Here is a 24,825-nt window from a genome sequence, read left to right as displayed (position 1 = left end):
CGATTTGTCACGCTATGCGGCCAACGTGCGTCTGGAATATACAAATAGGGAGAAAAAATCATCAAAAGAACGAATTTTTATCCAATATTTTTGTAAATAAATGCGTAATGATAATTATTTTCGGTAAGTGTTCCGGTAGAAAAAATTAGAAAATTATCGCGCTAAAAAAACGAATTTATAGAGGTTCCCTAAAAGGATAAAAACACCCAACCTATTTATTTTTAAAATTAAACAAAAAGCGTCACCACACCCAAAAGAACGCCTTTTACTTCTTTCTTCCACAATCAATATTATTCAAAAAAGTATTATCAAGAACCGACGAGAGATAAAGCATCTTCCTGTTGACGACTTTCACGCATTCTTTCTTGTATACAATAAAACAGCTCAAGAACTTCTTTTGTCATCCAACAAGTAGCATTTTCTCGGCGAAGAATAAACGGCGCCCTTTTACCGTGGTAATCAACAACAGGGCCAACCTGTTCGAAGCGCAAACCGTATATGTGCAGCATACGAGAAAGCCGTGTTTCCATCATTGCCACACCCACCGCTGCACCACTTTCTAAAAATAAACTAATAGAGGCAAGAAATAGAGAAACCGGTACAATGGGGAATGGATGACGTTTCTTATTTAACGATTGAGACGAAACAGGCTTGGTATAGAACATACCCTGATCACTACAGCGCCGCCGAAATTGACGAGTCACCGACAAACGTGAAAACTCCACTATTTCATTAAAGGCATAATCATCTGGATTGAATAATTGATAATTAATAGATTCTTTGCAATATCTTAAAAAAGGAAGTGATAAACCATTAGCGGGGTCAATATGAATCAGGCGCGAGCAACCCGCCGCTTGATTACTCGGTCTATGAATAAACAAACAATGGTCGGATTGATCATCGTATTCGTCTCGTTCCATTGCATCGGGGAATTGGTTTCGATTTTCAAACCGAAATTCCTCACAATAGACCTGATAGCGAATGCGATAAGCACAATTACGCAGAGTTTCGCTCTCTGCTTGTAAGACGTCAAAATATTCCAAGAATAATTCTACTGCACGTTTCATTTGGCTTTCCCTGAGAAACACCGTCGTCTACCTTAAAAGCAGTACCCAACAACAAAATGGGTATCACAATTAAAGGAGTCCGCATCATGTTAAAAGTCGAACCAGGCTATGTTGATCATCAATATCTGGCCACAGCCAATGATTATTTCAACCAAATCAAAAACCATAGCTATAGATTGATGAACATCACCCCCGATGCCCATGTCCTCGATATTGGATGTGGCAGTGGCATCGATACTCATAAGCTAGCGAATCTCGACACACCGCCACGGTCAATTATCGGTGTTGACCACGACCCAGATATGATTGCAGTGGCTCAGGAAACAGCTCACTCAATGGATTATTATCAAATAGAATACTTCACCGCCAGCGCCTATCAATTGCCTTTCGCTAATAATCGCTTTAATGCTGTCCGATGCGAGCGAGTTTTTATGCATCTCGAAAACCCTGAACTCGCACTGGCAGAAGCCATCCGCATTACTGCGCCTGGCGGCCATATCGTTATTGTGGACACGGATTGGGGCAGTCTCTCTACCCACAATACTTGTCCATCAACGGAATTCCGCCTTAAGCAGTTTTCCGCAGAAAAAATACTAAAGAATGGTTATTCCGGCCGCCAACTAAAAAGCCTCTTCTCTGAGCTAATGGTCATTCCAACTAAGGAGCATGATAATTCAACGAAGGTGGCAGCATCGAGTAATTTTTCGCTATCTTTGAGTACATCAATTACTCAAAACACATTTAATCAACACCCATCCGAGCAAACCACACCGACACAAGACAAAATTGAGAATCAAACATCCTCAGATTTATCAGACCACCACAAGATTTCTTCTTTGGCGTGTACAAAAACACTTTTCAACTTACAGTTGTTCACTCATGCGGTAGTGGTTAACGACTATGATACTTGGAAATACCTCACACAATCAGACATGATCGAAGAGGCGGCCGTCAATAACGGAATACTTTCTAGACAAGAACTTAATCAATGGCGTACAAATCTGCAAGTACTACAAGAAAAAAATCAATTTTTCTCGACAATATCGGTGACTACCGCACATGCTCAAAAAGCCTTTGATACATAAATTCCATGATTGTAAAACCTTCTTTTATTGATTAGTTTTACATCTTCACATTAATTTACATTTCGGCGCAAAAATCATCTAGAAACTTTACACGCCTTTTTGAGCATGAAAATTTTGGTTAACTTAATCAACTAGGCAGAAAATTTATGAATAATCATCAGGCCGATTACTATAATCAGTAATGTCGTTCACATATGGTGCTATATCCTTGACATTGACCGAAGATAAACGCAAAAACTTTTTAAGCCTAAAATGGCAGGCCGTCATCGTTGTCAGTGTTGTTCTGTTCAGCGCAATCAGTCTATTAACGTACTTTGGAAAAAAGAACCTCGATATCACTCATATCAATGAGCGTAATCGCGTGTTTGAAGACCGACAGCAAGCCGTTAACGGTGCCCTTGCAGGTATTCAATTACAGCTTCTTCGCCTTGCCAGCCACATGCAAGATCAGGCACAGCAAGACTCTGACACCACAATGTCCACCCAGGCCCGCCTGATTTCCGTACTGGAAAAAAATTGGGGACAATTAAACTTTGATTGGGGAGTCGACTCACTATTATTGGTCGACGACCACAATGCCAGTTTAGCCTCTTGGGGCAACAAGGTTGATCCGGCTCAAATCCCAGAGCAATGGAAATCTACCGTAAAGTCCTCCGAATCCCCCGTAACACGCGTATGGTGCCCCACTACATGCTTACAAGTAGTCATTGTTCCTGTTTTACTTGATAATTTAGAGCTTGGTCTGCTGATTTTGACGAGTTCATTAGCCGATGCTGTATTGCAGTTCCAAGCCAATACGAATGCCGATATTGGATTATTGGTGCCATCTCAAGCAAGCCAAACACGCAGTGGCCGCCGCAGTTTAGAACGCTGGTCACACGATGTCGTGGCCCTGACAGGCATCCCACTCACTCATAACCTCCTATTGTCAGTTGCCAGCAACTGGAGCCTCGAAGAATTACTAGAGCAGAAAAAAGTTACTCGTGTTTGGGATGGTAATACCTATGAGATCGGTATTATCCCGCTTTCAGACAACAAGGAGTCTTCTTCAGCCAATTTGGTTGTTTTGGACGACATTACCAGCGATATTCAAAACCTCACCAATACATTGCGCACCTTTATTGCTGCTGCAATCGCAACCCTAATTTTAACCGAAGCCGTCGTGCTGGCCTCTCTATGGGTTCCCATGGTTCGTCTTCAAGTGTTATCCAAAGGCCTCCCACAGCTAGCCAGTAGCGGTCGTACCAAAACAGCAGAGAGACTGGACAAGCCCAGCGGACGATTTTTACGCAATGAAATTCATGAGTTGTTTGATGCCGCCACCTTATTGGCTGGCACATTGGATAGACTGGATGAGACCGTCAAATCTCGAACCAAACGATTAAAAACACGAAGTCGTGAATTACTGGAAGAGCGAAATTTTGTCACCAGCCTCCTGAATAATGTACATGTTGTCATCTTTACTCAAAGCCCAGACGGAGATATTCAACTCATCAACTCCGAAGGGAGAGCGTTATTGGGGTTGAAAGAAGATCAAGAACACCACGAAAATTTTTTATCGCGATTAGATGATGTGACCCAGCAATTGATTCGTGATGGTATTCGCCAGCTGATTAATGGTGATTTACATGAATTTCACCATGAGTTGGACTTTAAATCGCCCCACGGACGGCAACTCCATATGGATTGGTACCATAGCTGCCTAAACCCTGCTGACCCTAAGCGATCTGCCATTTTATCAGTGGGGCTTGATCTAACAGAACGAAAACAAGCCGAAAAGAATTTGGCGTGGCTTGCCGAACACGATCCACTAACTGAATTACTCAATCGTCGCCGTTTTCAATTAGAATTCGAACGTGCACTTAAACAGCATCAACGTAACCAAGAGCCTGGCGCATTAATCTTCTTTGATATTGACCAATTCAAGTCCATCAATGATACCAGTGGCCATATGGCAGGCGATTACCTATTGCAAGAAATCTCCCAAAAACTAAGGCACGATATTCAAGAAACGGATGTTATTGCTCGTTTAGGCGGAGATGAATTTGCCATTCTGCTAGAACAATCCGACCGTAGCAGCGCCATTGCCTTTGCCACCAAACTGTCAGAAATTATTCGTCATACCAAAATCAGTGCCAACGGTTCCACTCACAAAATTAGCGTCAGCATTGGTATTTCATTGTACCCAGACCATGGTATTGCCGCCGAAGACCTTATGGCCAATGCTGATTTGGCTATGTTTAAAGCCAAAGCCTCCAGTAATGCTCGTACTAATTGGCAAATTTTTTCACCGGAAGATCGTGAAAGAAATAAACTTCGCAATACCGTTAACTGGAAATCGCGACTACAAGAAGCATTAGATGCTGACCGTTTGATTCTCCACTACCAACCCATCTACGACATAGCACGTGGAAGAATCTCTCACTTTGAAGCCTTAGTGCGGATGATAGATGAAAAAGATGAAATCATTTCTCCCGGCGTGTTTATTCCAATTGCTGAAAAAACCGGACTAATTTGTGAGATAGACAGTCGAGTCGTTACGCTAGCCTGCAAAGCCCTCCATAAATTCAAAAAACAAGGCTTTCAAGAGGTAACATTAGCTGTGAACCTCTCTGCAAGGGCTATTGCAGACCGTAACTTCATTGATCACATTGAATATGAAGTGGGGAAATACAACATTGACCGATCTAATCTAATATTCGAACTAACCGAAACCTCTGCCGTAGAAGATATTAATACCGCCGCTCATGTCATAGGAGACTTCCGAGCACTCGGTTATCGCTTTGCACTGGATGACTTCGGCGTCGGCTTTGCGTCTTGGTACTATTTGCGCCAATTACCGGTTGATTTTGTCAAAATTGACGGATCATTTGTAAGAAATCTCGCCTCTGATAGAGAAGACAAACTTTTTGTAAAAGCCCTCACGGATGTAGTCCATGGGTTAGGAAAGCAATCTATCGCAGAATTTGTAGAAACGCCATTCCAACTCTCTCTGCTCAAAGAGCTTGGCGTTGGTTATGCACAGGGATATTACATTGGTAAACCAAAGCCACACTTGGTTACTGTTATTGAAAATCAAACGCCATATTTGGAACCCGTGAGTGGGATAGCCAAACGATAATCCTTTCCACAATCAGATAGTACTTTCCAAAATCAGATAGTACTTTCCACAAAAAGTGCAGAATGAATCAGGGATAATACTTTGACGAGAGGTCTTTATTGAGAATAAAATCAGATAAACCTCTGCCAAAAAATGGGGATATCGAAATCAAATAAAAATACGATTAATAAAATTAAAAGAAAGGCTAGAAATGTATAAAAAGTACGGAAGGACCCAATACGAATACTCGCATTAACTAGCCCAGCATAATCACACCACCTGTTACCACACTTGATTTATTTATAAGGCGTTCATACGCATGTTTTACTTTCCCACTCTCGAAATACACGCTATCTTTTTTATTCGAGAGGGCTTTATTTCCACTCTGATAGAGCACTCATCAAAACAAGCGAAAAAAGATCCTGCTCGAACAATGAGAATGTGTAAAGTCAACCTTGACCGCATTACTATCGGATTAAAGAAATTGCACAAAAAAATGGTCGAGGCTACAGACCTTTGCTTTCATATTTTTAAGGGCACTAATTACCTAGAGCAAAATATGAAAAACACTCTCAACCACAACATCTGCTTTGTAACCGGGATACATTACTCATGCTTGAACGGTTAACCTATACAATCGTTACTCTGCTCATACTGCTTTTCTGTGCCAGTACTCTTGCATCAACTGATACCAACAAAGGTGGTGTTATTGTTATTGTGAACAAGAGCGTTGAACCAAGTCATTTAAAATCCCATGAATTACGTTCCATTTTTGCCATGCGAAAACGTTCATGGCCTAATGGTGAGGCCATACAAGTTTTTGTGCTGACAGATAACGACCCCACACATGAACTGTTTGCCAAGAAAGTACTGCAAACCTTCCCTTATAATTTAAGGCGAATATGGGATCGCCGTGTCTACTCTGGTGTCGGACAATCTCCCTCTGTTGTTCAATCTGAAAAGGAGATGATAGAGCATATATCTAAAACGCAAGATGCCATTGGCTATATCCTCTCTGACAATGCCAACGATCAAGTGAAAATAATTACGCTGGAATCACTATGAAGCTCAACATAAGATCAATCATCACCTCAAGCATAGCGAGCATCATAAGCATGCCGGCGATGGTATTGGCTGCCAGCCCCCAAGAGTTTCAGTTACACGGTTTTGCAGCAATCAGTTATTTACACAGTGACGATAATAACTTCTTTGGCGATAGTGAAAACGGCAGTTTTGAGTTTTACGAACTCGGCTTAAATGGCCTATGGGAACCACATAAGCGCTTTCACTTCGCCACCCAAGCTGTTGCCCGTGATGCTGGAGAAACAGACGACGGCAACATACGCATCGATTTTGCATTTGCCAACATCAAACTTCTGATTGATGAGCATTATGAAACCAGTGTTCGCTTAGGGCGCGTCGTCAATCCTTATGGTTTTTATAATGATACACGCGACGTAGCCGCCACTCGCCCCAGCATTCTTTTACCTCAATCGGTTTACTTTGATGTGAATCGAAATTTGGCACTATCATCCGATGGCGCCCACCTCATTCATCAACATCGATTAGAAAAATCCGATATTACGTTCCAAATCGGTGTTTTTGAACCTCGGACGGAAGACCCAGATTTAGAGCCTGCCACATTTTTTCAATCTGTTCCTGGTGAATTTGAAGGGGCAAGAAGTTGGATGGCTCGACTAAATTACGATTATGATTTTGGACGTTTTCGAGCAGCATTGACTGCCGCTGATATTGAGCTTGATTACAAACCAAGTAGAGATGACTTATTGAGCCCTGGCTTTCTTGACCTACGCCCATTAATTTTTTCAGTTCAGTACCAACAAGAGCAATGGACATTAACCGCCGAATACGTCATCCGAAAAACGGCGTTAAAAGACTTTGGCCCACCACTAGAAGGTGATATTGAAGGTCATAACTTCTTTATCCAAGGCGAATATCGCCTGAGCAACAAGTGGCGTTGGTTTCTACGATACGACGAGTTAGTGTGGAATAATGATGATCCGAAAGGCGAAGACTTTGAAGCAGCGACAGGCATTCAGGGTCACATTCGCTATGCCAAAGATTGGACTCTAGGTACTCGTTGGGATTTTAATCAACATTACATGGTCAGCGCCGAAATTCACTCTATTGAAGGAACTGGATGGCTATCAATTCTAGAAAACCCCCTAACCGAACCTACCGATAAAGACTGGTCTTTATTTGCTGTCACTTTTTCTGCGCGTTTTTGATGCACAGAAATTAAAAAAATCTTAGGAGTTTATCAATTCTTCCAAATTCAACTCCTAAGAAAATCATACAGTGAGCAAGCTACGATCTAGGTATTACAGTGCTACCAAATTGGAGCAGCCTTACCAAGCAAATCGTAGTGCCTCTCAACAATTAAGAAAGTGATGAGTTTTTAATAGCCATTAAAATGGACTGGTTGGCAGCAGGAAACTCATAATGATCAAGCTCTTCGATCGGCACCCAACGAACTAATTGACCTTCCTCTCCTAATGTATCCGCCTCTGTCGGCCCCCCAATAAAGTGACGAACCATGTGCACCTGTAATAACACAGACTTATCAATGTAATCGTGTTTGACATCCATTAGCGATTCACTTCGAATGACTTGAACCCCTAGCTCTTCCGCCAGCTCTCTCCCTAAAGCATCTTCTACTGTTTCATTATTTTCTATTTTACCGCCAGGAAACTCCCATAAACCACCTTGATGAAGATGGTCAGGACGCTTAGATAATAGAATTTTTTGATCACGGATAATCACACCCACCGCCACTTTTACCATTTTTTTCTCATTCAACATGATTACTCAAATCTGCTTCATTCATAAACATTCAATACGTTTATACTAACCATACAGAGTTTGGCATTACGTCCGGTATTCTGCATTGATCTTGACATACTCATGTGAAAGATCCGTTGTCCAAACGGTTTCTGACTTCTGACCTCTCCCTAATGCAATTCGCAAAGTAATAAATTCGTGGTCAAAAATACGCTGTCCTACCTCTTCCCGGTAACCCTTTGCACAGCCGCCCTGCTCTACAATAAGAACCTCATTCGCAATATTCACTGCGGACGCGCTAGCACCTTTAACAACATCGGAGACAATACCCATTCCTAGGTATACCCGAACGGCATTGGCATCCAACCCTTTTACTCCGGCATAACCAATTGCAGCAACAATCCTCCCCCAATTCGGGTCACTGGCAAACAAAGCTGTTTTAATCAAAGGAGATTGCGCTACTGCATAAGCGACTCGTAAACACTCCTGAGTACTTTCCCCCTCCTGCACCAGCACCGAGAGAAACTTCGTAGCGCCTTCTCCATCTGCGACAATACTTTGTGCAGAGTGTAATAACACTTCGAACACAGCTGTTTTTAGTTTCTCATAAAGGTCACCGGAAGCCTCTTGGATTTCTGGCAAAGATGTTTTTCCCGTTGCGACCAACATGCAGGAGTCATTGGTGGACGTATCGCCATCCACAGTGATTCGGTTAAAACTCTTCTCGGTACATTCAACAAGGAGTGCCTGCAATATTGGTGTCGCGACCTTGGCATTGGTCCCGACATAGGCAAGCATGGTTGCCATATTCGGTTTAATCATCCCTGAGCCTTTGGCGATACCCGTAACAATAACGGCCTCTCCCTCATGCACAAACTGAACAGAGTGACCTTTTGGACGGGTATCTGTGGTCATAATGGCGTGCGCAGCCTGCTCCCAATGTTGCTCATCCAGATTGTCTACGCATCCTTGAATCCCGTCTAAAAGACGGGGCATGGGCAACGGCACCCCAATAACCCCCGTCGAAAACGGCATGACAGACTGCGCTGAAATACCCAATGACGTCGCTAGGTATTCACAGGACTGCTCAGCATCTGACAATCCTGCTTCACCAGTACAAGCGTTAGCATTACCAGCATTAATAACGAATGCTCGTATATTTTCACCAAGGTGACGTCGACAGATTTCAACAGGAGCGGCACAAAATGCATTTTGAGTGAAAACCCCCGCAACACTCGCGCCTTCATCAAAAGCCATTACAGCCATATCGTCCCTGGATTTTTTATCAGGATTTTTACCTTTTATATCGGCAAATGCCGTACCAAGACGGATGCCAGGGACAGGGCTTAAGGGCGAAAAATCGAAACCAGAGACAGACATAAATAAACTCTCTACAGTGTATTTTCATCAGGCTGCACCATAACAAAAATAAAAAAGGCCGCAAACGCGGCCCTTAATTTTTAGTGTATACCTTTACTACAGAATTGAAACAATATTAGGTAAGCTTGCCACAGCATTGCTTATATTTTTTACCAGACCCACACGGACAAGGGTCATTTCGTCCAACTTTGGGCTCCATACGTCGAACAGATTCCGGGACATCCCTAGTCGCTTCTGTATTTTCTGGCTGCAACGCATTAGCTTCTGCATGCTCCATTTTCATGCGCATGTTTTCTTGAGCTTCCCGTTGACGGCGCTCCATTTCTTCAATTTGTTCTTGAGAAATCGGTTCTACACGCGCTAAAACTTTGGTCACTTCATGCTTGATGTTATTCAACATCGACTGAAACAACTCAAATGATTCACGCTTATATTCCTGTTTGGGATTTCGCTGAGCGTATGCACGTAAGCCGATACCTTGACGCAAGTGATCCATATTGGATAAATGCTCTTTCCAAAGCATATCCAATACCTGCAAGAAAATTTGTTTTTCAACATCTTTAATTACGTCACCAAAACGCTCACATTTCGCTACCCAGAAGGCATTCACTTCGGCAGTGACCTTCTCCAGCAAGGTTTCTTCGTGTAACGACTTATCTTCTTTCAGCCATTGCTGGATCGGTAGACGCAATCCAAATTCCGCCTCTAAATATTGCTCCAACCCCGGAACATCCCACTGCTCTTCCACACTTTGTGGTGGAACATAATTACCGAAAACATCTGCTACAGCATCTGCACGAATAGCATCAACCGTATCAGAAATGGTTTCTGCCTCTAAAATTTCACGGCGCTGCTGATAAATAACTTGGCGCTGGTCATTAGCCACATCATCGTATTCCAACAGCTGCTTACGCATGTCAAAGTTTCTGCCTTCAACTTTACGCTGTGCTTTTTCAATGGCATTACTGACCATTCGATGCTCAATAGCTTCACCTTTTTCCATACCCAGCGCTTTCATAAAGTTACGCACTCGGTCTGAGGCAAAGATTCTCATCAAGTTATCTTCAAGTGATAAATAAAAGCGCGTAATCCCGGGATCACCTTGACGACCAGAACGGCCACGCAGCTGATTATCAATCCGACGAGATTCATGACGCTCCGTACCGATAATGTGTAATCCACCTGCGGCAAGTACCACTTCGTTACGCTTCTTCCATTCCGCTTTAATCTCATCCACTTGTGCCGTGCTAGGGTTGTCCACTGCCGCAACTTCTGCTTCCCAGTTACCTCCAAGCACAATATCCGTACCACGACCCGCCATATTGGTTGCAATTGTCACGGTACCTGGGCGACCCGCTTGGGCAATAATATCCGCTTCTTTTTCATGATACTTAGCATTTAACACTTGGTGCTTAATGCCCGCTTTGTGAAGGCGATTGGACATAATCTCAGACGTCTCAATAGACGCCGTACCCACCAACACCGGTGCTTTCTTTTCTTGGCAGTCTTTAATGTCCGCCACGATAGCGTCGTATTTTTCTTCTAGCGACAAATAAACCAAATCATTCAAATCGTCACGCTGAATAGGCTTATTCGTTGGGATAACGACTACATCCAACCCGTATATTTGATGGAATTCTACCGCTTCAGTATCTGCCGTACCCGTCATACCACTAAGCTTAGAGTACAAACGGAAATAGTTTTGAAAGGTTGTGGATGCCAATGTTTGGCTTTCATTTTGAATGTGGAGGCCTTCTTTGGCTTCTAAGGCCTGATGCAATCCTTCAGACAAACGGCGACCAGGCATGGTACGCCCTGTATGTTCATCAATCAGGAGTACTTGATTATTCTGAACAATATAATCCACGTCTTTATGGAAGAGGGTATGCGCTCTTAATGCAGCGTGGACATGATGCAATAAACCCAAATTGGCCGCCGCATATAAGCTATCGCCTTCTGACAACAATCCGTTACCGCTTAAAATTTCTTCAACATATTGGTGGCCAGATTCGGTCAGCTCAACTTGGCGCGCTTTTTCATCGACAACATAGTGCCCATCTTCTTCTTCGAGCTGCGCTTTCAGCAAGGAAATTAAGCTATTGATTTTCTTATACAACGCTGATGAGTCTTGCGCTGCGCCAGAAATGATTAATGGTGTCCGTGCCTCGTCAATTAAGATGGAGTCCACCTCATCCACAATCGCAAAATTTAATGGACGTTGATTTCGATCATCCAAGCGCAAGGCCATATTGTCACGAAGGTAGTCAAAACCAAATTCGTTATTCGTGCCATAGGTAATATCGGCTTGATAGGCAGCACGCTTATCACCTGGGTCCTGCATCGAATGAATCACTCCAACAGTCAAACCTAAGGCTTCAAACAGCGGGCGGTTCCAATTGGCATCTCGACGAGCCAGATAGTCATTCACGGTAACAATATGAACACCCTTACCAGACAGGGCATTTAAGTACGAGGGCAACGTCGCCATCAAGGTTTTACCCTCACCAGTACGCATCTCAGCAATACGCCCTTCATGCAAGGTGATGCCCCCAATAACTTGCACATCAAAGTGGCGCATATTCAGCACACGTTTACTGGCTTCACGCGCCAGCGCAAAGGCTTCTGGTAATAATGCATCAAGAGTTTCCCCCTCTTGATAGCGCTTTTTAAACTCCGCTGTTTTTTCTTTTATCTGTTCATCTGAGAGCGCTTGATAGGTTTCTTCGAGTGCGTTGACCTTCCCAACCAACTTGCGCATTCGCTTCAACTCTCGATCATTTTTTGTCCCAAAAACCGCTCTAAAAATTTTGCCTATCATTTTGTTATCCGTGAAAAAATGTCGTATTGCACTGTGCCCTACCAATGTGGGGGCACAGTAAACAGGAAGGCGCTCAATCGCGCAAGTTCGAAAGGGGGAGTATTATCGGTGAGTGCGATGAATATAGGAAGACGGATCGACAGCACGACCGTTTTTATAAACTTCAAAGTGAACGTGTGGGCCTGTGGAACGTCCACTACTTCCCATTAAAGCGATAACTTGTCCTTTTTTAACTACATCACCCACCTTAACAAGGTTTTCGCTATTGTGAGCATAACGGGTTGAAAAGCCACCACCATGGCTCACCTCAACCATTTGGCCATAACCGCTACGCTTGTCTGACCAAGTCACAACACCTGATGCAACAGAAATGATGTCTGAACCAAATTTTCCAGCGAAATCAACACCACCATGCCATGCAATCTTGCCGTTAAATGGGTCTGTTCGACGACCAAAACGGGATGACATCCACCCTTTCTTGATAGGGCGGCCTGCGATAAAAAGGTCGCTTTGAATTTTTCGATTCGCCATTAAAATTTCGAGCGTTTCTAACTGCTGCTCGCGATCTGCTATTTGATCTGCTAACTGATCAATGACTTCGATAAAAGTAGGAGGAATGTATGTACTTTGAGCTTCTAACGACTCAGGACCACCAAGGGCGGGAGTTTGACTAAAATCGAACTCACCAGAATCCAGTTTTGCTATCGTGGTAAGACGCTCGCCCAATGCATCCAGTCTGACCAATCGAGCTTGCAACTCAGCCATACGCAAAGTAAGAGCTGCTAAATGCTCTTCTGTTTCACGGCGGGTTTGTTCGACGGTCCGTTTCTGTGTGTCGATTGCTTGCTTCAGGGCTTGGGCCGAATCATCCGCCAAAACATCTGTTTGTTCATCACGGCCAGCACCAAGCTGATAGCCAATGAGTGTCGCACCAAGAGGAATGCCCAGCAAACAAATAGACAACAAAGCACGCGCCCAACTCGATATGTTGAAGCTTCGCGTGCGAGAATGATTTTTTCCGACAACAATGACTTTCATAACAACACTTGAATCAAGAACGTTTCAGCGGCTCTGCTGCTGGTCATAAACGACCAAATCAAAAAACAATACAGTCGCGCTTTTGAACCCGAAGCCCACCATTACGATGTGTTCAAAGTAAAGTGTCTACCTATATGCCTATGTGTGATACGTGCGTACTGCATGCATATCAACCAATGTTTACACCTTCAATGGCGTAACATCCATCCCTGCATACACTATGAATCATTGGAGTGGCTGTAAAAAGTACCAACTTAGCTCGATATTTAATTTGACTCCACATCCATGACCATCTTTCTTGCACAAAGATGGTCATTATGTAAGCCAAATCGGCACCCAAATTTTTTACAGAATAGACGCTAATTAAAAGACTAGGTCTTTATCAGCCGCTGATAATGCCAAATGACGGTAGGATATACAACACTGGCGCACACCCATTTAGTTAAATGGGTCACACCATTCGAGAGAAATGAACAAAATCAGATCAAAACGAGGAGAGTAACACAAAAAAAATTGTGAGTGCTTACATACTCCTTATAACCTATATTAAGGAGCTATCTTAAGAAACTGCCATAACCGGTTTAACATAGGAAATCGGTGCTTCCTGTTCATCTTCAAAAGTAACCACTTCCCACGCATCTTCACGCTGAATTAAAGATCTCAACAATTTGTTATTCAATGCATGGCCAGATTTATGGGCTTTGAACTCACCGATCAGGCTATTTCCCAGCAGGTACAAATCACCAATGGCATCTAAGATTTTGTGCTTCACGAACTCATCTTCGTAGCGAAGACCATCTTCATTCAAAATGCGATAGTCATCGACCACAATGGCGTTATCAACACTTCCACCTTTAACCAAGCCTTTGGAGCGCAAGTACTCAATATCTTGCATAAAACCAAATGTTCTCGCACGACTCACTTCTTTGACAAAGGAGGTACTGGAAAAATCAACTTCAGACTCCAGTTTTCTATCTCGAAATACAGGGTGATCAAAGTCGATACTGAAACAGACTTTAAAACCGTTAAAGGGTAAAAAGTCGGCCTTTTTGTCTCCTTCTTGAACACTGATCGGTTTTTTAATTCTGATGAATTTCTTTGGTGCTGTTTGTTCTTCGATACCCGCTGACTGAATTAAAAAAACGAAAGGTCCCGCAGAACCATCCATAATCGGCACTTCAGCCGCGCTAACCTCAACAATCGCATTGTCAATTCCAAGACCCGCCATGGCAGACAGTAAATGCTCAACGGTGGATACACGCACATCACCTTTCATCAGGGTAGTGGAGAGTGTCGTATCACCAACGTTTTCCGCTTTTGCTTCTATCTCAACAACCGGGTTCAAATCTGTTCGTCTGAACAAAATACCCGTATCCACCGGGGCGGGCTTTAAGGTGAGATAGACTTTGTCACCAGTGTGTAAACCAACACCAGTTGCCCGGATTGCATTTTTTAGTGTCCGCTGCCTAATCATTAACTGAACGAGTCTCCGAAAATATTCGCCTGATCAAATTTTAACCAAGCACAAAAATGTGCAAAGTGTAACAGGAAGCACACAGCAAACCAACGAGATTCGCATTTAGTCACTTCGCTCATTACGTCACAGACATTACGCTCAACAAACAATCAAAAAACACACCATTAAAATTGCCGTTTAGCCATTACTAACATCCAGATTAGCGCTTGGATACTGAATACAAACTTAATCTGCCTGACGACGTAAGAACGCAGGAATATCTAAATATTCCATATCCTTATCATCGAGTGCAGCTTGAGCAGTCTGTGTACCACCACGGCTTGCTTGTTTACGCATGACAGTTGGCTTATCCAAGCTGCTGTAGTCAGGCTGCCCATTTGCACGCAATGCTGAATTATCAATCACTTTACTGACTGGAGCATTAGGCTTTTTCTCTTCGCGGTTAATGGCAGAGCCCAATCCGGTTGCAACGACTGTTACACGTAATTCTCCGCTCATATCTGGGTCAATCACGGTACCAACTACCACCGTCGCATCACCTGAAGCAAATTCTTCAACGGTATCACCCACCTCGGAGAACTCACCCAAAGATAAGTCCATACCTGCGGTGATATTCACTAGAATACCGCGAGCACCTTGAAGATTAATGTCATCCAGCAAAGGACTACGAATTGCCGCTTCAGCCGCTTCACGGGCACGATTCTCACCACTAGCAAAACCAGTACCCATCATCGCCATACCCATCTCAGACATGACTGTACGTACATCAGCGAAATCGACATTGATCATTCCAGGACGGATGATCAAATCAGCAATACCTTGCACCGCTCCCAATAACACATCGTTTGCTGCTTTAAAGGCATCGAGCAATGACGTTGCACTGCCCAATACGGAGAGCAATTTTTCATTGGGAATAGTGATGAGTGAATCGACCGATTCTTCTAATTCAGTAATACCACGATCCGCAATAGCCATGCGCTTTTTCCCTTCAAATGGGAATGGCTTGGTAACGACTGCAACGGTAAGAATACCCATTTCACGAGCGACTTCTGCCACAACCGGTGCCCCACCGGTGCCAGTACCGCCGCCCATACCAGCCGTAATAAAGACCATATCTGCACCGCTGAGCACTTCTGCGATACGATCCCGATCTTCCATGGCCGCTTGGCGACCAATTTCTGGATTCGCCCCAGCACCCAAGCCTTTGGTCATACCTTGACCTAACTGTAATACGGTACGTGCATCAATATCTTTCAGCGCCTGCGCATCGGTGTTTGCGCAAATAAACTCAACGCCGTCTACCTGATTGGCAATCATGTGTTTGACGGCATTGCCTCCTCCGCCACCCACACCAATTACTTTAATGACCGCATTTTGCGGTACGCTATCTACAAGCTCAAACATTATGGTTACCCTCTTTTTCCCTGATGAAATACGATAAATTTTTTATTGATTCGTTTTACATGTTGGACTCAAACCACGACTTAACTCGGCTCCACCAACCTTCCCCTGTTTCAGGTATTATTCCCCGACGCAACCCCTCCATTTGCTGTTGAGCACCATATTGCAGAAGACCGACACCCGTTGAATAAATCGGGTTGTTGACGATATCCGATAACCCTCTCACGTTTTGCGGCGCACCTAAGCGCACTGGCATGTGAAATATTTCCTCGGCCAAATCCACAACACCTTCCATTTTTGACGTACCGCCTGTTAAAACAATGCCAGCGGCAATTAAGTCTTCGTAGCCACTGCGGCGCAGTTCGGCTTGTACCAATGTAAATAATTCGTCATAACGTGGTTCCACTACTTCCGCTAATGCTTGACGAGATAAGTCTCTTGCCTCGCGATCACCCACACTGGGAACCTTAATACTTTCATCTGCGCCCGTGAGTTTTGCTAATGCGCAGGCGTATTTAATTTTAATTTCTTCGGCATGAGGCGTTGGTGTACGTAATGCCATGGCAATGTCGTTGGTCACCTGATCACCCGCGATGGGAATAACACCGGTATGACGAATTGCCCCTTCAGTGAAAATAGCAATATCCGTTGTACCCCCACCAATATCGACCATGCACACACCCAATTCTTTTTCGTCATCGGTGAGTACGGAGTAGCTGGAAGCCAACTGCTCCAAAATAATATCTTCAACCTCCAACCCACAACGTCGAATACACTTCTCAATATTTTGTGCGGCATTCACTGCGCAAGTCACTAAGTGCACTTTCGCTTCCAAGCGAACTCCCGACATACCAAGCGGTTCTTTCACGCCTTCCTGGTCATCAATCAAATACTCCTGCGGTAAAATATGGAGTATTTTTTGGTCAGCAGGAATGGCCACCGCTTGCGCTGCATCAATGACTCGCTCAAGGTCTTGTTCAAGCACCTCGCGGTCTTTTATGGCAACAATGCCATGCGAGTTCAAACTGCTGATGTGGCTGCCCGCAATGCCGGCATACACCGAATGAATTTGGCAACCTGCCATTAATTCTGCTTCTTCAACTGCACGCTGAATGGTTTGCACTGTGGATTCAATATTGACAACAACTCCTTTTTTCAAACCCGAAGATCGATGAGAACCGATACCAATAATTTCCAATTCATCACTGGAAGACAGCTCTGCAACAATTGCCACTACTTTGGATGTTCCAATATCCAAGCCAACAATCATTCTATTGTCGTTTGTATTTGCCATTATCCACCTGCCTCTACGAGGCGTTTACTTAAAAACGCAAAACTGAAAACGCCATAGTTATTATGCGTTTTTCTATACTTCCTTTCCCGCGAATCATTGCGAGTGTTTTTATCATTAAGCTGCTCTAGCATCATGCCGGATCATCACTCTGGGTTAACGTTGCTCTGAGTTAACAGAGTATTAACGGTTTGTTCTCGCCATTGTACAGCGACACCGTTGTCGTAGCGGACATCAATGACCGCGATATTTTCTTTTTTCTCATCCAATACTTGTTGATAAATCAGTAAAAAGCGTTCCATTTTTTCAATGGGTCTCTCTCTACCAATCTTAATGACGAGATCATTATGAGTTCGTAAACGCCATGCTCTATCGTCACTTAACACTAACTCTGCCACCAATAAATTAATTGGCCGCAAGATAGCCACCATTTGTTGATACAAATAAGCCACTTCCAATGCAGAGCCTTCTGGCCCATGCAGTAAGGGTAAATGCGCTAACGACCGATTTGTATCGACTTCTTTCCTCTCTCCACGAGAGTTCAAATAACCGGTTTTTCCCCATCGAGCAATGGGCGTCTCTTCAACTACTTGTACCGCAAGCTGATCTGGCCAGCGCCGGTAAAGAGAAACTTCACTAACCCACGGGTTGGACTCTAGTGCCTCTTTAATACTCATCAAATCCAAGCTAAAAAAACTGCGATCTACCAAAGGCTCAAGCAACTGCTGTATTTCTACTTGTGATGCGTAATCAAACGAACCTTCAATAGCAATACTGGAAACAGGACGCTCAAAAAAGTAACGTGCTTTTTCAAGAATAATCCAACCACTGACTGAGAAAACCGCCGCAACGGTAAGCACAATACTGACTACACCCATCTTTCGTAACCATCGGTGAGTGGGGTGGCCTTGTCGACGCATCGTCGATGCTTTACGCAAGGCTGGTTGTTTTGAAACCGCTATTCCCATATCGCTATTGAGTAAAACCTATTTACTTTTTTACTGTAATTTTCACACACACTTTCAATAAAGAATTTTCTCTTTCTAAAATAGACCATTTTCAGTTGCTATAAGGTTTCTGTAAGAATTTTCAAACACAATGTTTGAAAATTAACCCCATTTTCTTTAGCGGCCATAGGCACCAAACTATGACTGGTCATTCCAGGGACAGAATTCACCTCTAATAAATAAAAGTTTCCTTCTTCGTCTGCCATAAAATCCACTCGCCCCCAACCACTGCAACCTACTGAGGTAAACGCTTTTTTCGCTAACAACGATAATCGATCCACATCCTCGGTCGCTAAGCCACAAGGGCATAAATATCGAGTGTCTTCCGATACATACTTTGCATCGTAATCATAAAAAATATTATCGGTCTCTAATTTTATTGGGGGCAATACCTCTTCGCCCACAATCGCTACTGTATATTCCGCGCCTGTGACTAAAGCTTCAGCAAAAACCGTCTCATCATATTGTGTTGCATGATGAAATGCCGCTGCAAAATCCTTAGCATTACGCACCATTGCCATACCAATACTGGAACCTTCATGAGCCGGTTTCACCATCACCGCCCCCCCTAATTCGAGCAGCGTTCGCTCCCAATCGGTTTTCTCCGATAACACTCGAAAATCCGGTGTTGGCAAACCAATCCCTTGCCATAGCCATTTAGTACGTAATTTATCCATCGCCAAGCTACACGCTTGTACACGACTACCGGTATAGGGTATGCCCATAAATTCCAACAGCGCCTGAATTCGACCGTCTTCCCCATGGGCACCATGCAAAATAATAAAGGCACGATCAATATTGGCCTCTTTTATTTGCTCGATTGCCTTTTCATTAATATCAATATCGACAACATCCACACCGGACTGTTTCAATGCCAATGAAACAGCCTTACCGCTGTTCATCGACACTTCACGCTCTGCAGAAATTCCGCCGTACAACACCCCTACGCGTCCAAATTGTTTACTCTCTGTAGAGGTTAATTCAGTCAACACCCTTCAACTCCAACCTATTTCATTTCACGTCACTTCATTGGCGTGATTTATTGATCATTGTTATTTTTTCAAGAGATATTATTTCAATTGACGCCGAGCTAATTCGGCAGCCAATTTACCTACATTACCCGCGCCTTGGGTGATTAAAATATCACCGGGTTTCACAACATCGCGCACGACTTCAGGTACGCTATCAATGCCTTCCACAAAAATAGGATCTACTTGGCCTCGGTTACGAATACTGCGACTTAAATGGCGACCATCAGCTCCGTTAATTGGGTCTTCGCCCGCGCTGTAAACTTCCAGTAAAACCAATTGATCCACACTGGATAACACTTCCACAAAGTCTTCAAATAAATCTCGTGTTCGAGTGTAACGATGAGGTTGATACACCATGACCAAACGGCGTTCTGGCCAACCTTTTCGCACGGCATTAATTGTTGCCGATACTTCTCTCGGATGGTGACCATAGTCATCTACCAACATGACTGCTCCACCATCTACTGGAAAATCACCGTACACTTGGAAGCGTCGACCAACGCCTAAAAATCCAGCCAAACCCGATTGAATCGCATCGTCGTCCACGCCTTCATCGGTGGCCACAGCAATTGCCGCCAGTGCATTTAACACATTATGAGTACCGGGCATATTTAAAAAGATATCCAATAACTCATCGTGATCAGGCCGCTTCACTTTAAAACGACTGTGCATGCCCTCTTGTCGAATCTCTACCGCTTGATAATCACATTCATCACCCAAGCCATACGTTAATGTTGGGCGTGCAATATCGGGGATCATTTGCGTAATAATAGGGTCATCACCACAGACCACCGCTAAACCATAAAACGGTAAATTGTGTAAAAACTCCAAAAAGGTTTTTTGCAGTCGAGCAAAATCGCCTTCATACGTATCCATATGATCAGCGTCCACATTCGTCACCACCGCACTCATTGGCTGTAAGTGTAAAAATGACGCATCACTTTCATCGGCTTCTGCAATTAAATACCGACTTTTCCCTAATTGCGCGTTCGACCCTGCACTGTTTAATAAGCCACCAATAACAAAAGTTGGATCGCGCTCTGCGGCTGCGAATATAGAGGCCAAGAAGCTGGTGGTGGTGGTTTTACCGTGCGTTCCCGCCACGGCAATGCCATGGCGATAGCGCATTAACTCACCCAACATTTCCGCACGACGCACGATAGGAATACGTAAATCCCGTGCTGAAATCATTTCTGGGTTATATTCGTTCACCGCACTGGAATTCACGACAACATCTGCACCAACGACATTAGAGCCGTGATGTCCGATAAATATTTTTGAACCTAAATCCGTTAAACGGCGGGTAGTGGCCGACTCTTTTAAATCCGAGCCGGTAATTTGATACCCCTGATTCAACAAGACTTCTGCAATTCCACTCATGCCAGCACCACCAATACCGATAAAGTGGATGCGACGAATTCGACGCATCTCCGGTATTTGAATCGCTCCTCTGGCGTACGCATTATCCACGACGACAAACCTCTCTACAGACATTGACCACTTCGGTGGCAGCACCGGGCATAGCCAACGCTTTTGCATTCACTGCCATCGCCAATAACTCACTGCGATGACACCATTTATGTTCTATTTCTTCGCACAAGCGCTCAGCATTTAATTGCGACTGAGGAATTAACATCCCCGCTTTATTGTCCACTAGCCACTGTGCATTTTTGGTTTGGTGATCATCAATCGCATGCGGAAACGGCACCATTAATGCCGCACACCCGGCTGCGGTGATTTCTGCCACCGTTAAAGCTCCAGCGCGACAAATAATAAAATCCGCCCAACCGTATGCTTCTGCCATATCGGCAATAAAAGGCATGACATCAATCGTTTTGCCATCAACGTCTATGTCCTGCTGCTGATAATACTCACACGTGGCCGACACATGTTTTTCACCCACTTGGTGACGAACAAGCACGGGCATCGACGCTTGTACTCGTGTTTTTAATAATGCCAACGCCTCTGGCAGTAATTGATTTATCGCTGTGGCACCCAAGCTGCCACCTAGAACCAAAATTTTTAAAGGAGCATTTTCCTCTGTCGTTAACTGTGCCAGTCTTACCTTAGGCGATGGCAGTGCAGAAATTTCTGGCCGAACCGGATTACCCACCCATTTCCCTTGAGAAAACGCCTTAGGAAACGCCACCAAAACACGCTGGGCAATACGTGCTAATAATTTATTGGTGGTACCCGCTGCCGCATTTTGCTCGTGTATTACCACGGGAATATTCATTAGGCGTGCGGCAACACCACCCGGCCCAGAAGCAAACCCTCCTAAGCCCAATACAACTTGCGCACGACGCTGACGCAAAACGGACATCGACTGCCTCACTGCTTTAGCAATGAGAAATGGCGCTTTTAATAATGACGACATGCCCTTTCCACGTACGCCTTCAATGGTGATGTAATCAATATCGATTCCTGCCTCGGGCACCAACCGAGACTCAATACCACGACGTGTCCCCAACCAAGACACAAAAGCACCTTGGGCAATCAATTCTTTCGCTACCGCCAGCGCGGGAAAGACATGCCCACCCGTACCCCCTGCCATAATCAACACACGTAAAGGCTCAGAACCGGTATTCACCTTTGGATTTTTTATGGTGTGCTCAACAACCGCATTCATGTTTTTGCCCCCAATACAGGGGTTAACGTAGGCTGTAATTCTTTTTGAATACGCAATAGCAGCCCCACAAACAAACAACACACCACCAAGCTACTGCCACCGTAACTGATAAAAGGCAGAGTTAACCCTTTTGTGGGTAGAAACCCAGAGGCCACGCCAACATTAATAATGACTTGCGCGGCGAACATGACACCAATACCAAATGCCGCATAGCTAGCAAAACTATTGTCTCGATTAATCGCCTGTCGCGATAACACAAAGGCTTTCACGATGAAGACAACAAATAATCCCATTACCAAAAGAGAACCAATCAAACCAAATTCTTCAGCGATAATAGAGAAAATAAAATCAGTATGCGCTTCCGGCAAAAAGAACAATTTTTGAATACTGTTACCCAGCCCCATTCCGAACCACTCACCACGACCAAATCCAATGAGCGATTGGGTTAACTGATAACCGCTATCAAACTGATCTGCCCACGGATTTAAAAACGTTTGCAATCGCTTTAATCGCCAAGGGGTTAAGACGGCCAATGCCGCAAAACCACCGCCGGCCATTAACCCCAATAGCAAGCATTGCCACAATTTAATGCCCGCAATAAACATCATCGCCAATACGGTAGTGACTAAAACAAATGTCGAACCAAAATCCGGCTCCAATAAAATTAAAAATGCCACTACCATTAATACGCCAAGGGGTTTGACGACACCACGCCAGTTTTGACTGACCTTAAATTGCCATTTCGAGAAGTAGCTGGCAAAAAAGATCACACAACAAAATTTCGCCACTTCTGAAGCTTGAATATTAATCGGGCCTAACCTTAACCACCGCTGACTTCCATTGACACTTTTTCCAAGCCCCGGCACTAATACCAATGCCAGTAATATCACGGCACCCACGAGCATAACCCAGCCATACTGACGCCATAGTGACAATGGAATTGCGCCAATCACAACGGCACCGGTAAGCCCAATCAGTAAATACACCAAATGTTTTCGCAAAAAAAACCATGGGTCTCCGTACGCATGATCCGCAAAACTGATGGATGAAGATGCCACCATCACAATACCGAATGACACCAATGCACTAATGACAATCACCAACATTGGATCAACACTTAATGCATCGTAAACATCACCGATACGACGCAAAAAATATCCCTGTTCCACTGCCGGTGCCGTTCGATCTATTTTCATCGGTGCAGAAGGAAAATTCATATTTCCTCTCCTGGTGATGAAAACGAATCGTTATTTTTTACAAGGGCATTCACCGCATCAACAAAAGCATCTCCACGGATCATAAAATTTTCAAACCATCCAAAACTTGCCGCCGCAGGAGACAGCAAAACAATATCGCCATCCTGCGCCTGCTCACTTCCAATGCATACGGCTTGCTCAAGAGAGTGTGCGATGGCTATTTGGGATTCGGGATAGGCGACTTTCTGTAACGTTTGTAATAACACACCATTGCTTTTTTCCGCCGGTGTTAACGCTGCCTGAGAAGGTTGGGCAACCCCACCAATCACAACAATAAATTTGGCGAAACACTGTAATGCTTTTACTAAAGGAAGAAAGTCAGCACCCTTACCCTCTCCACCTACTAACACCACCAAATTGGGCTGTTGAAGATTGCCTAAACCATTCACCGCAGCCAGTGCCGCACCGACATTGGTGGCTTTGGAATCATTAATAAAAGTTGTGTTATTCACACGAGCAACGGTCTCACAACGATGACGTAAGCCTGTGAAGGTTTTTAATGTCTCCAACATGGGAGGCCAATCAAGTCCCGCCGCATGCCCCAGTGCTAGCGCGGCTAACGCATTAGCAACGTTGTGCTGTCCAACCATTGCCATTTCACTGACAGGCATCAGAGGCGTAAACTCAAACGCCAAATACGGCTCACCATTCTGCTCTATCAGCCCCACACCGTGACGATCGGGTATACCCAGCCCAAACGAATAACGTGCAACACCTTCTGCTAACGGCGGATTCGTCAGGGGGTCATCACGATTGGCGATGACCCTCTCCGCACCAAAACAAATACGCATTTTTGCCGCATGGTAAGCGGGCAACCCGCTGTAACGATCCATATGGTCAGCACTGATGTTCAATACCGTAACCACTTTTGCACCGAGTTTTTCCGTGGTTTCTAACTGAAAACTGGATAGCTCCAGTACATAAAAATCCGGAGACTCGGTATTCGCGTCGGCCAATAAATTCAACGCAGGTACACCAATATTGCCACCAACAGCAACGTGTAAACCGGCGTTTTTGGCCATCTCACCCACTAGAGTTGTGACCGTACTTTTTCCATTTGATCCAGTGATCGCAATAATGGGAGCATCGGCATAACGGGCAAATAATTCGATGTCGCCAATCGCCTGAGCTCCTTGATTCAGTGCTTGCTGAATTTCCGGTGTTGCCAATGCAATACCAGGGCTAACAATCAATTCGTCCGCACTCAATAAAGCCGCCATAGATGACGTCTGTGAAAGTGGCCCGGTTAATACCTCTACCGTTGGAAACTCATTTTGAAACGCAGCCAACTCCGGTGGTTCAGTGCGGGTATCCAAAACACTAAACGGTTTGCCCTCACGCTTTAAAAAACGCGCAACAGAGAGCCCGGTTACACCGAGCCCAACAATGACGCGCTTTGTCGTGGAAGCAATCACAACCGACATGGAAATACCCTAAACCTCA

The 24,825-nt window shown here is 44.4% G+C and carries 18 protein-coding genes; 4 read left to right on the top strand and 14 right to left on the bottom strand.

Annotated elements, in window-relative coordinates; all coding sequences use genetic code 11:
- Positions 1-308: 308 nt before the first annotated feature.
- Positions 309-1,067, bottom strand: a complete 759-nt coding sequence (locus LU351_RS11455) for a PEP-CTERM/exosortase system-associated acyltransferase (protein ID WP_232594207.1) — start codon at positions 1,065-1,067, stop codon at positions 309-311.
- An 86-nt stretch (positions 1,068-1,153) separates the two neighbouring features.
- On the opposite strand from LU351_RS11455, the gene LU351_RS11450 reads away from it, so the two are divergent.
- From LU351_RS11450 to LU351_RS11435, 4 genes are all read left to right on the top strand, one after another.
- Positions 1,154-2,152 (top strand): methyltransferase domain-containing protein, encoded by a 999-nt coding sequence (locus LU351_RS11450; protein ID WP_232594206.1) that lies wholly within the window; start codon positions 1,154-1,156, stop codon positions 2,150-2,152.
- Between the two features lie 208 nt (positions 2,153-2,360).
- The gene (locus tag LU351_RS11445) at positions 2,361-5,273 is read left to right on the top strand and encodes a bifunctional diguanylate cyclase/phosphodiesterase (RefSeq protein ID WP_232594205.1); all 2,913 of its coding nucleotides are present in this window, start codon (positions 2,361-2,363) and stop codon (positions 5,271-5,273) included.
- Positions 5,274-5,864: 591 nt separating this feature from the next.
- Entirely contained in the window at positions 5,865-6,317 is a 453-nt protein-coding gene (locus LU351_RS11440) for a substrate-binding domain-containing protein (protein ID WP_232594204.1), read from the top strand.
- Positions 6,314-7,501, top strand: coding sequence for a porin family protein (locus LU351_RS11435; RefSeq protein ID WP_232594203.1), 1,188 nt, complete (start codon positions 6,314-6,316; stop codon positions 7,499-7,501). Before LU351_RS11440 ends, LU351_RS11435 begins: the two co-directional genes overlap by 4 nt.
- Positions 7,502-7,652: 151 nt before the next feature.
- Here the strand turns inward: LU351_RS11435 and mutT are convergent, their stop codons facing one another.
- From mutT to murD, 13 genes are all read right to left on the bottom strand, one after another.
- Entirely contained in the window at positions 7,653-8,075 is a 423-nt protein-coding gene (gene mutT, locus LU351_RS11430) for an 8-oxo-dGTP diphosphatase MutT (protein ID WP_232594202.1), read from the bottom strand.
- A gap of 66 nt (positions 8,076-8,141) precedes the next feature.
- Complete coding sequence (argJ, locus tag LU351_RS11425) at positions 8,142-9,434, bottom strand: bifunctional glutamate N-acetyltransferase/amino-acid acetyltransferase ArgJ (RefSeq protein ID WP_232594201.1); 1,293 nt, start codon at positions 9,432-9,434, stop codon at positions 8,142-8,144.
- A 115-nt stretch (positions 9,435-9,549) separates the two neighbouring features.
- Complete coding sequence (secA, locus tag LU351_RS11420; RefSeq protein WP_232594200.1) at positions 9,550-12,252, bottom strand: preprotein translocase subunit SecA; 2,703 nt, start codon at positions 12,250-12,252, stop codon at positions 9,550-9,552.
- Positions 12,253-12,354: 102 nt separating this feature from the next.
- Complete coding sequence (locus tag LU351_RS11415; protein WP_232594199.1) at positions 12,355-13,290, bottom strand: M23 family metallopeptidase; 936 nt, start codon at positions 13,288-13,290, stop codon at positions 12,355-12,357.
- Between the two features lie 559 nt (positions 13,291-13,849).
- Positions 13,850-14,764, bottom strand: a complete 915-nt coding sequence (gene lpxC / locus LU351_RS11410; protein WP_232594198.1) for a UDP-3-O-acyl-N-acetylglucosamine deacetylase — start codon at positions 14,762-14,764, stop codon at positions 13,850-13,852.
- 228 nt (positions 14,765-14,992) lie between these two features.
- Positions 14,993-16,171 carry a cell division protein FtsZ gene (gene ftsZ, locus LU351_RS11405; protein WP_232594197.1) on the bottom strand — a complete coding sequence of 393 codons (1,179 nt, stop codon included), beginning with the start codon at positions 16,169-16,171 and terminating at the stop codon, positions 14,993-14,995.
- Between the two features lie 55 nt (positions 16,172-16,226).
- Entirely contained in the window at positions 16,227-17,462 is a 1,236-nt protein-coding gene (gene ftsA, locus LU351_RS11400) for a cell division protein FtsA (protein WP_232594196.1), read from the bottom strand.
- Positions 17,463-17,605: 143 nt separating this feature from the next.
- A complete protein-coding gene (locus LU351_RS11395) occupies positions 17,606-18,427 on the bottom strand; it encodes a cell division protein FtsQ/DivIB (protein WP_232594195.1) in 822 nt (273 codons plus the stop codon).
- Positions 18,428-18,525: 98 nt separating this feature from the next.
- On the bottom strand, positions 18,526-19,455 hold the full coding sequence (locus LU351_RS11390) for a D-alanine--D-alanine ligase (protein WP_232594210.1): 930 nt from the start codon (positions 19,453-19,455) through the stop codon (positions 18,526-18,528).
- Between the two features lie 81 nt (positions 19,456-19,536).
- On the bottom strand, positions 19,537-20,991 hold the full coding sequence (gene murC / locus LU351_RS11385; protein WP_232594209.1) for a UDP-N-acetylmuramate--L-alanine ligase: 1,455 nt from the start codon (positions 20,989-20,991) through the stop codon (positions 19,537-19,539).
- Positions 20,960-22,126, bottom strand: a complete 1,167-nt coding sequence (murG, locus tag LU351_RS11380; protein WP_232594194.1) for an undecaprenyldiphospho-muramoylpentapeptide beta-N-acetylglucosaminyltransferase — start codon at positions 22,124-22,126, stop codon at positions 20,960-20,962. The genes murC and murG overlap by 32 nt, the downstream gene beginning before the upstream one ends.
- A complete protein-coding gene (ftsW, locus tag LU351_RS11375; protein WP_232594193.1) occupies positions 22,123-23,343 on the bottom strand; it encodes a putative lipid II flippase FtsW in 1,221 nt (406 codons plus the stop codon). The genes murG and ftsW overlap by 4 nt, the downstream gene beginning before the upstream one ends.
- Complete coding sequence (gene murD / locus LU351_RS11370) at positions 23,340-24,806, bottom strand: UDP-N-acetylmuramoyl-L-alanine--D-glutamate ligase (protein ID WP_232594192.1); 1,467 nt, start codon at positions 24,804-24,806, stop codon at positions 23,340-23,342. Before murD ends, ftsW begins: the two co-directional genes overlap by 4 nt.
- Positions 24,807-24,825 lie beyond the last annotated feature (19 nt).

This window comes from Marinibactrum halimedae, assembly GCF_021234875.1.
GTDB classification, from domain to species: Bacteria; Pseudomonadota; Gammaproteobacteria; order Pseudomonadales; family Cellvibrionaceae; genus Marinibactrum; species Marinibactrum halimedae.
Note: the sequence above shows the minus strand (reverse complement) of the source record. Positions and strands in the feature narration are given on the sequence as shown.

What these genes read in the sequence shown, in the direction of transcription:
- ftsW (WP_232594193.1), bottom strand. Translation starts at nt 23,343, where the DNA reads ATGAATTTTCCTTCTGCACCGATGAAAATAGATCGAACGGCACCGGCA.
- mutT (WP_232594202.1), bottom strand. Translation starts at nt 8,075, where the DNA reads ATGTTGAATGAGAAAAAAATGGTAAAAGTGGCGGTGGGTGTGATTATC.
- LU351_RS11435 (WP_232594203.1), top strand. Translation starts at nt 6,314, where the DNA reads ATGAAGCTCAACATAAGATCAATCATCACCTCAAGCATAGCGAGCATC.
- LU351_RS11455 (WP_232594207.1), bottom strand. Translation starts at nt 1,067, where the DNA reads ATGAAACGTGCAGTAGAATTATTCTTGGAATATTTTGACGTCTTACAA.
- LU351_RS11450 (WP_232594206.1), top strand. Translation starts at nt 1,154, where the DNA reads ATGTTAAAAGTCGAACCAGGCTATGTTGATCATCAATATCTGGCCACA.
- ftsZ (WP_232594197.1), bottom strand. Translation starts at nt 16,171, where the DNA reads ATGTTTGAGCTTGTAGATAGCGTACCGCAAAATGCGGTCATTAAAGTA.
- argJ (WP_232594201.1), bottom strand. Translation starts at nt 9,434, where the DNA reads ATGTCTGTCTCTGGTTTCGATTTTTCGCCCTTAAGCCCTGTCCCTGGC.
- secA (WP_232594200.1), bottom strand. Translation starts at nt 12,252, where the DNA reads ATGATAGGCAAAATTTTTAGAGCGGTTTTTGGGACAAAAAATGATCGA.
- LU351_RS11440 (WP_232594204.1), top strand. Translation starts at nt 5,865, where the DNA reads ATGCTTGAACGGTTAACCTATACAATCGTTACTCTGCTCATACTGCTT.
- murG (WP_232594194.1), bottom strand. Translation starts at nt 22,126, where the DNA reads ATGAATGCGGTTGTTGAGCACACCATAAAAAATCCAAAGGTGAATACC.
- murC (WP_232594209.1), bottom strand. Translation starts at nt 20,991, where the DNA reads ATGTCTGTAGAGAGGTTTGTCGTCGTGGATAATGCGTACGCCAGAGGA.
- LU351_RS11395 (WP_232594195.1), bottom strand. Translation starts at nt 18,427, where the DNA reads ATGGGAATAGCGGTTTCAAAACAACCAGCCTTGCGTAAAGCATCGACG.
- LU351_RS11415 (WP_232594199.1), bottom strand. Translation starts at nt 13,290, where the DNA reads ATGAAAGTCATTGTTGTCGGAAAAAATCATTCTCGCACGCGAAGCTTC.
- ftsA (WP_232594196.1), bottom strand. Translation starts at nt 17,462, where the DNA reads ATGGCAAATACAAACGACAATAGAATGATTGTTGGCTTGGATATTGGA.
- lpxC (WP_232594198.1), bottom strand. Translation starts at nt 14,764, where the DNA reads ATGATTAGGCAGCGGACACTAAAAAATGCAATCCGGGCAACTGGTGTT.
- murD (WP_232594192.1), bottom strand. Translation starts at nt 24,806, where the DNA reads ATGTCGGTTGTGATTGCTTCCACGACAAAGCGCGTCATTGTTGGGCTC.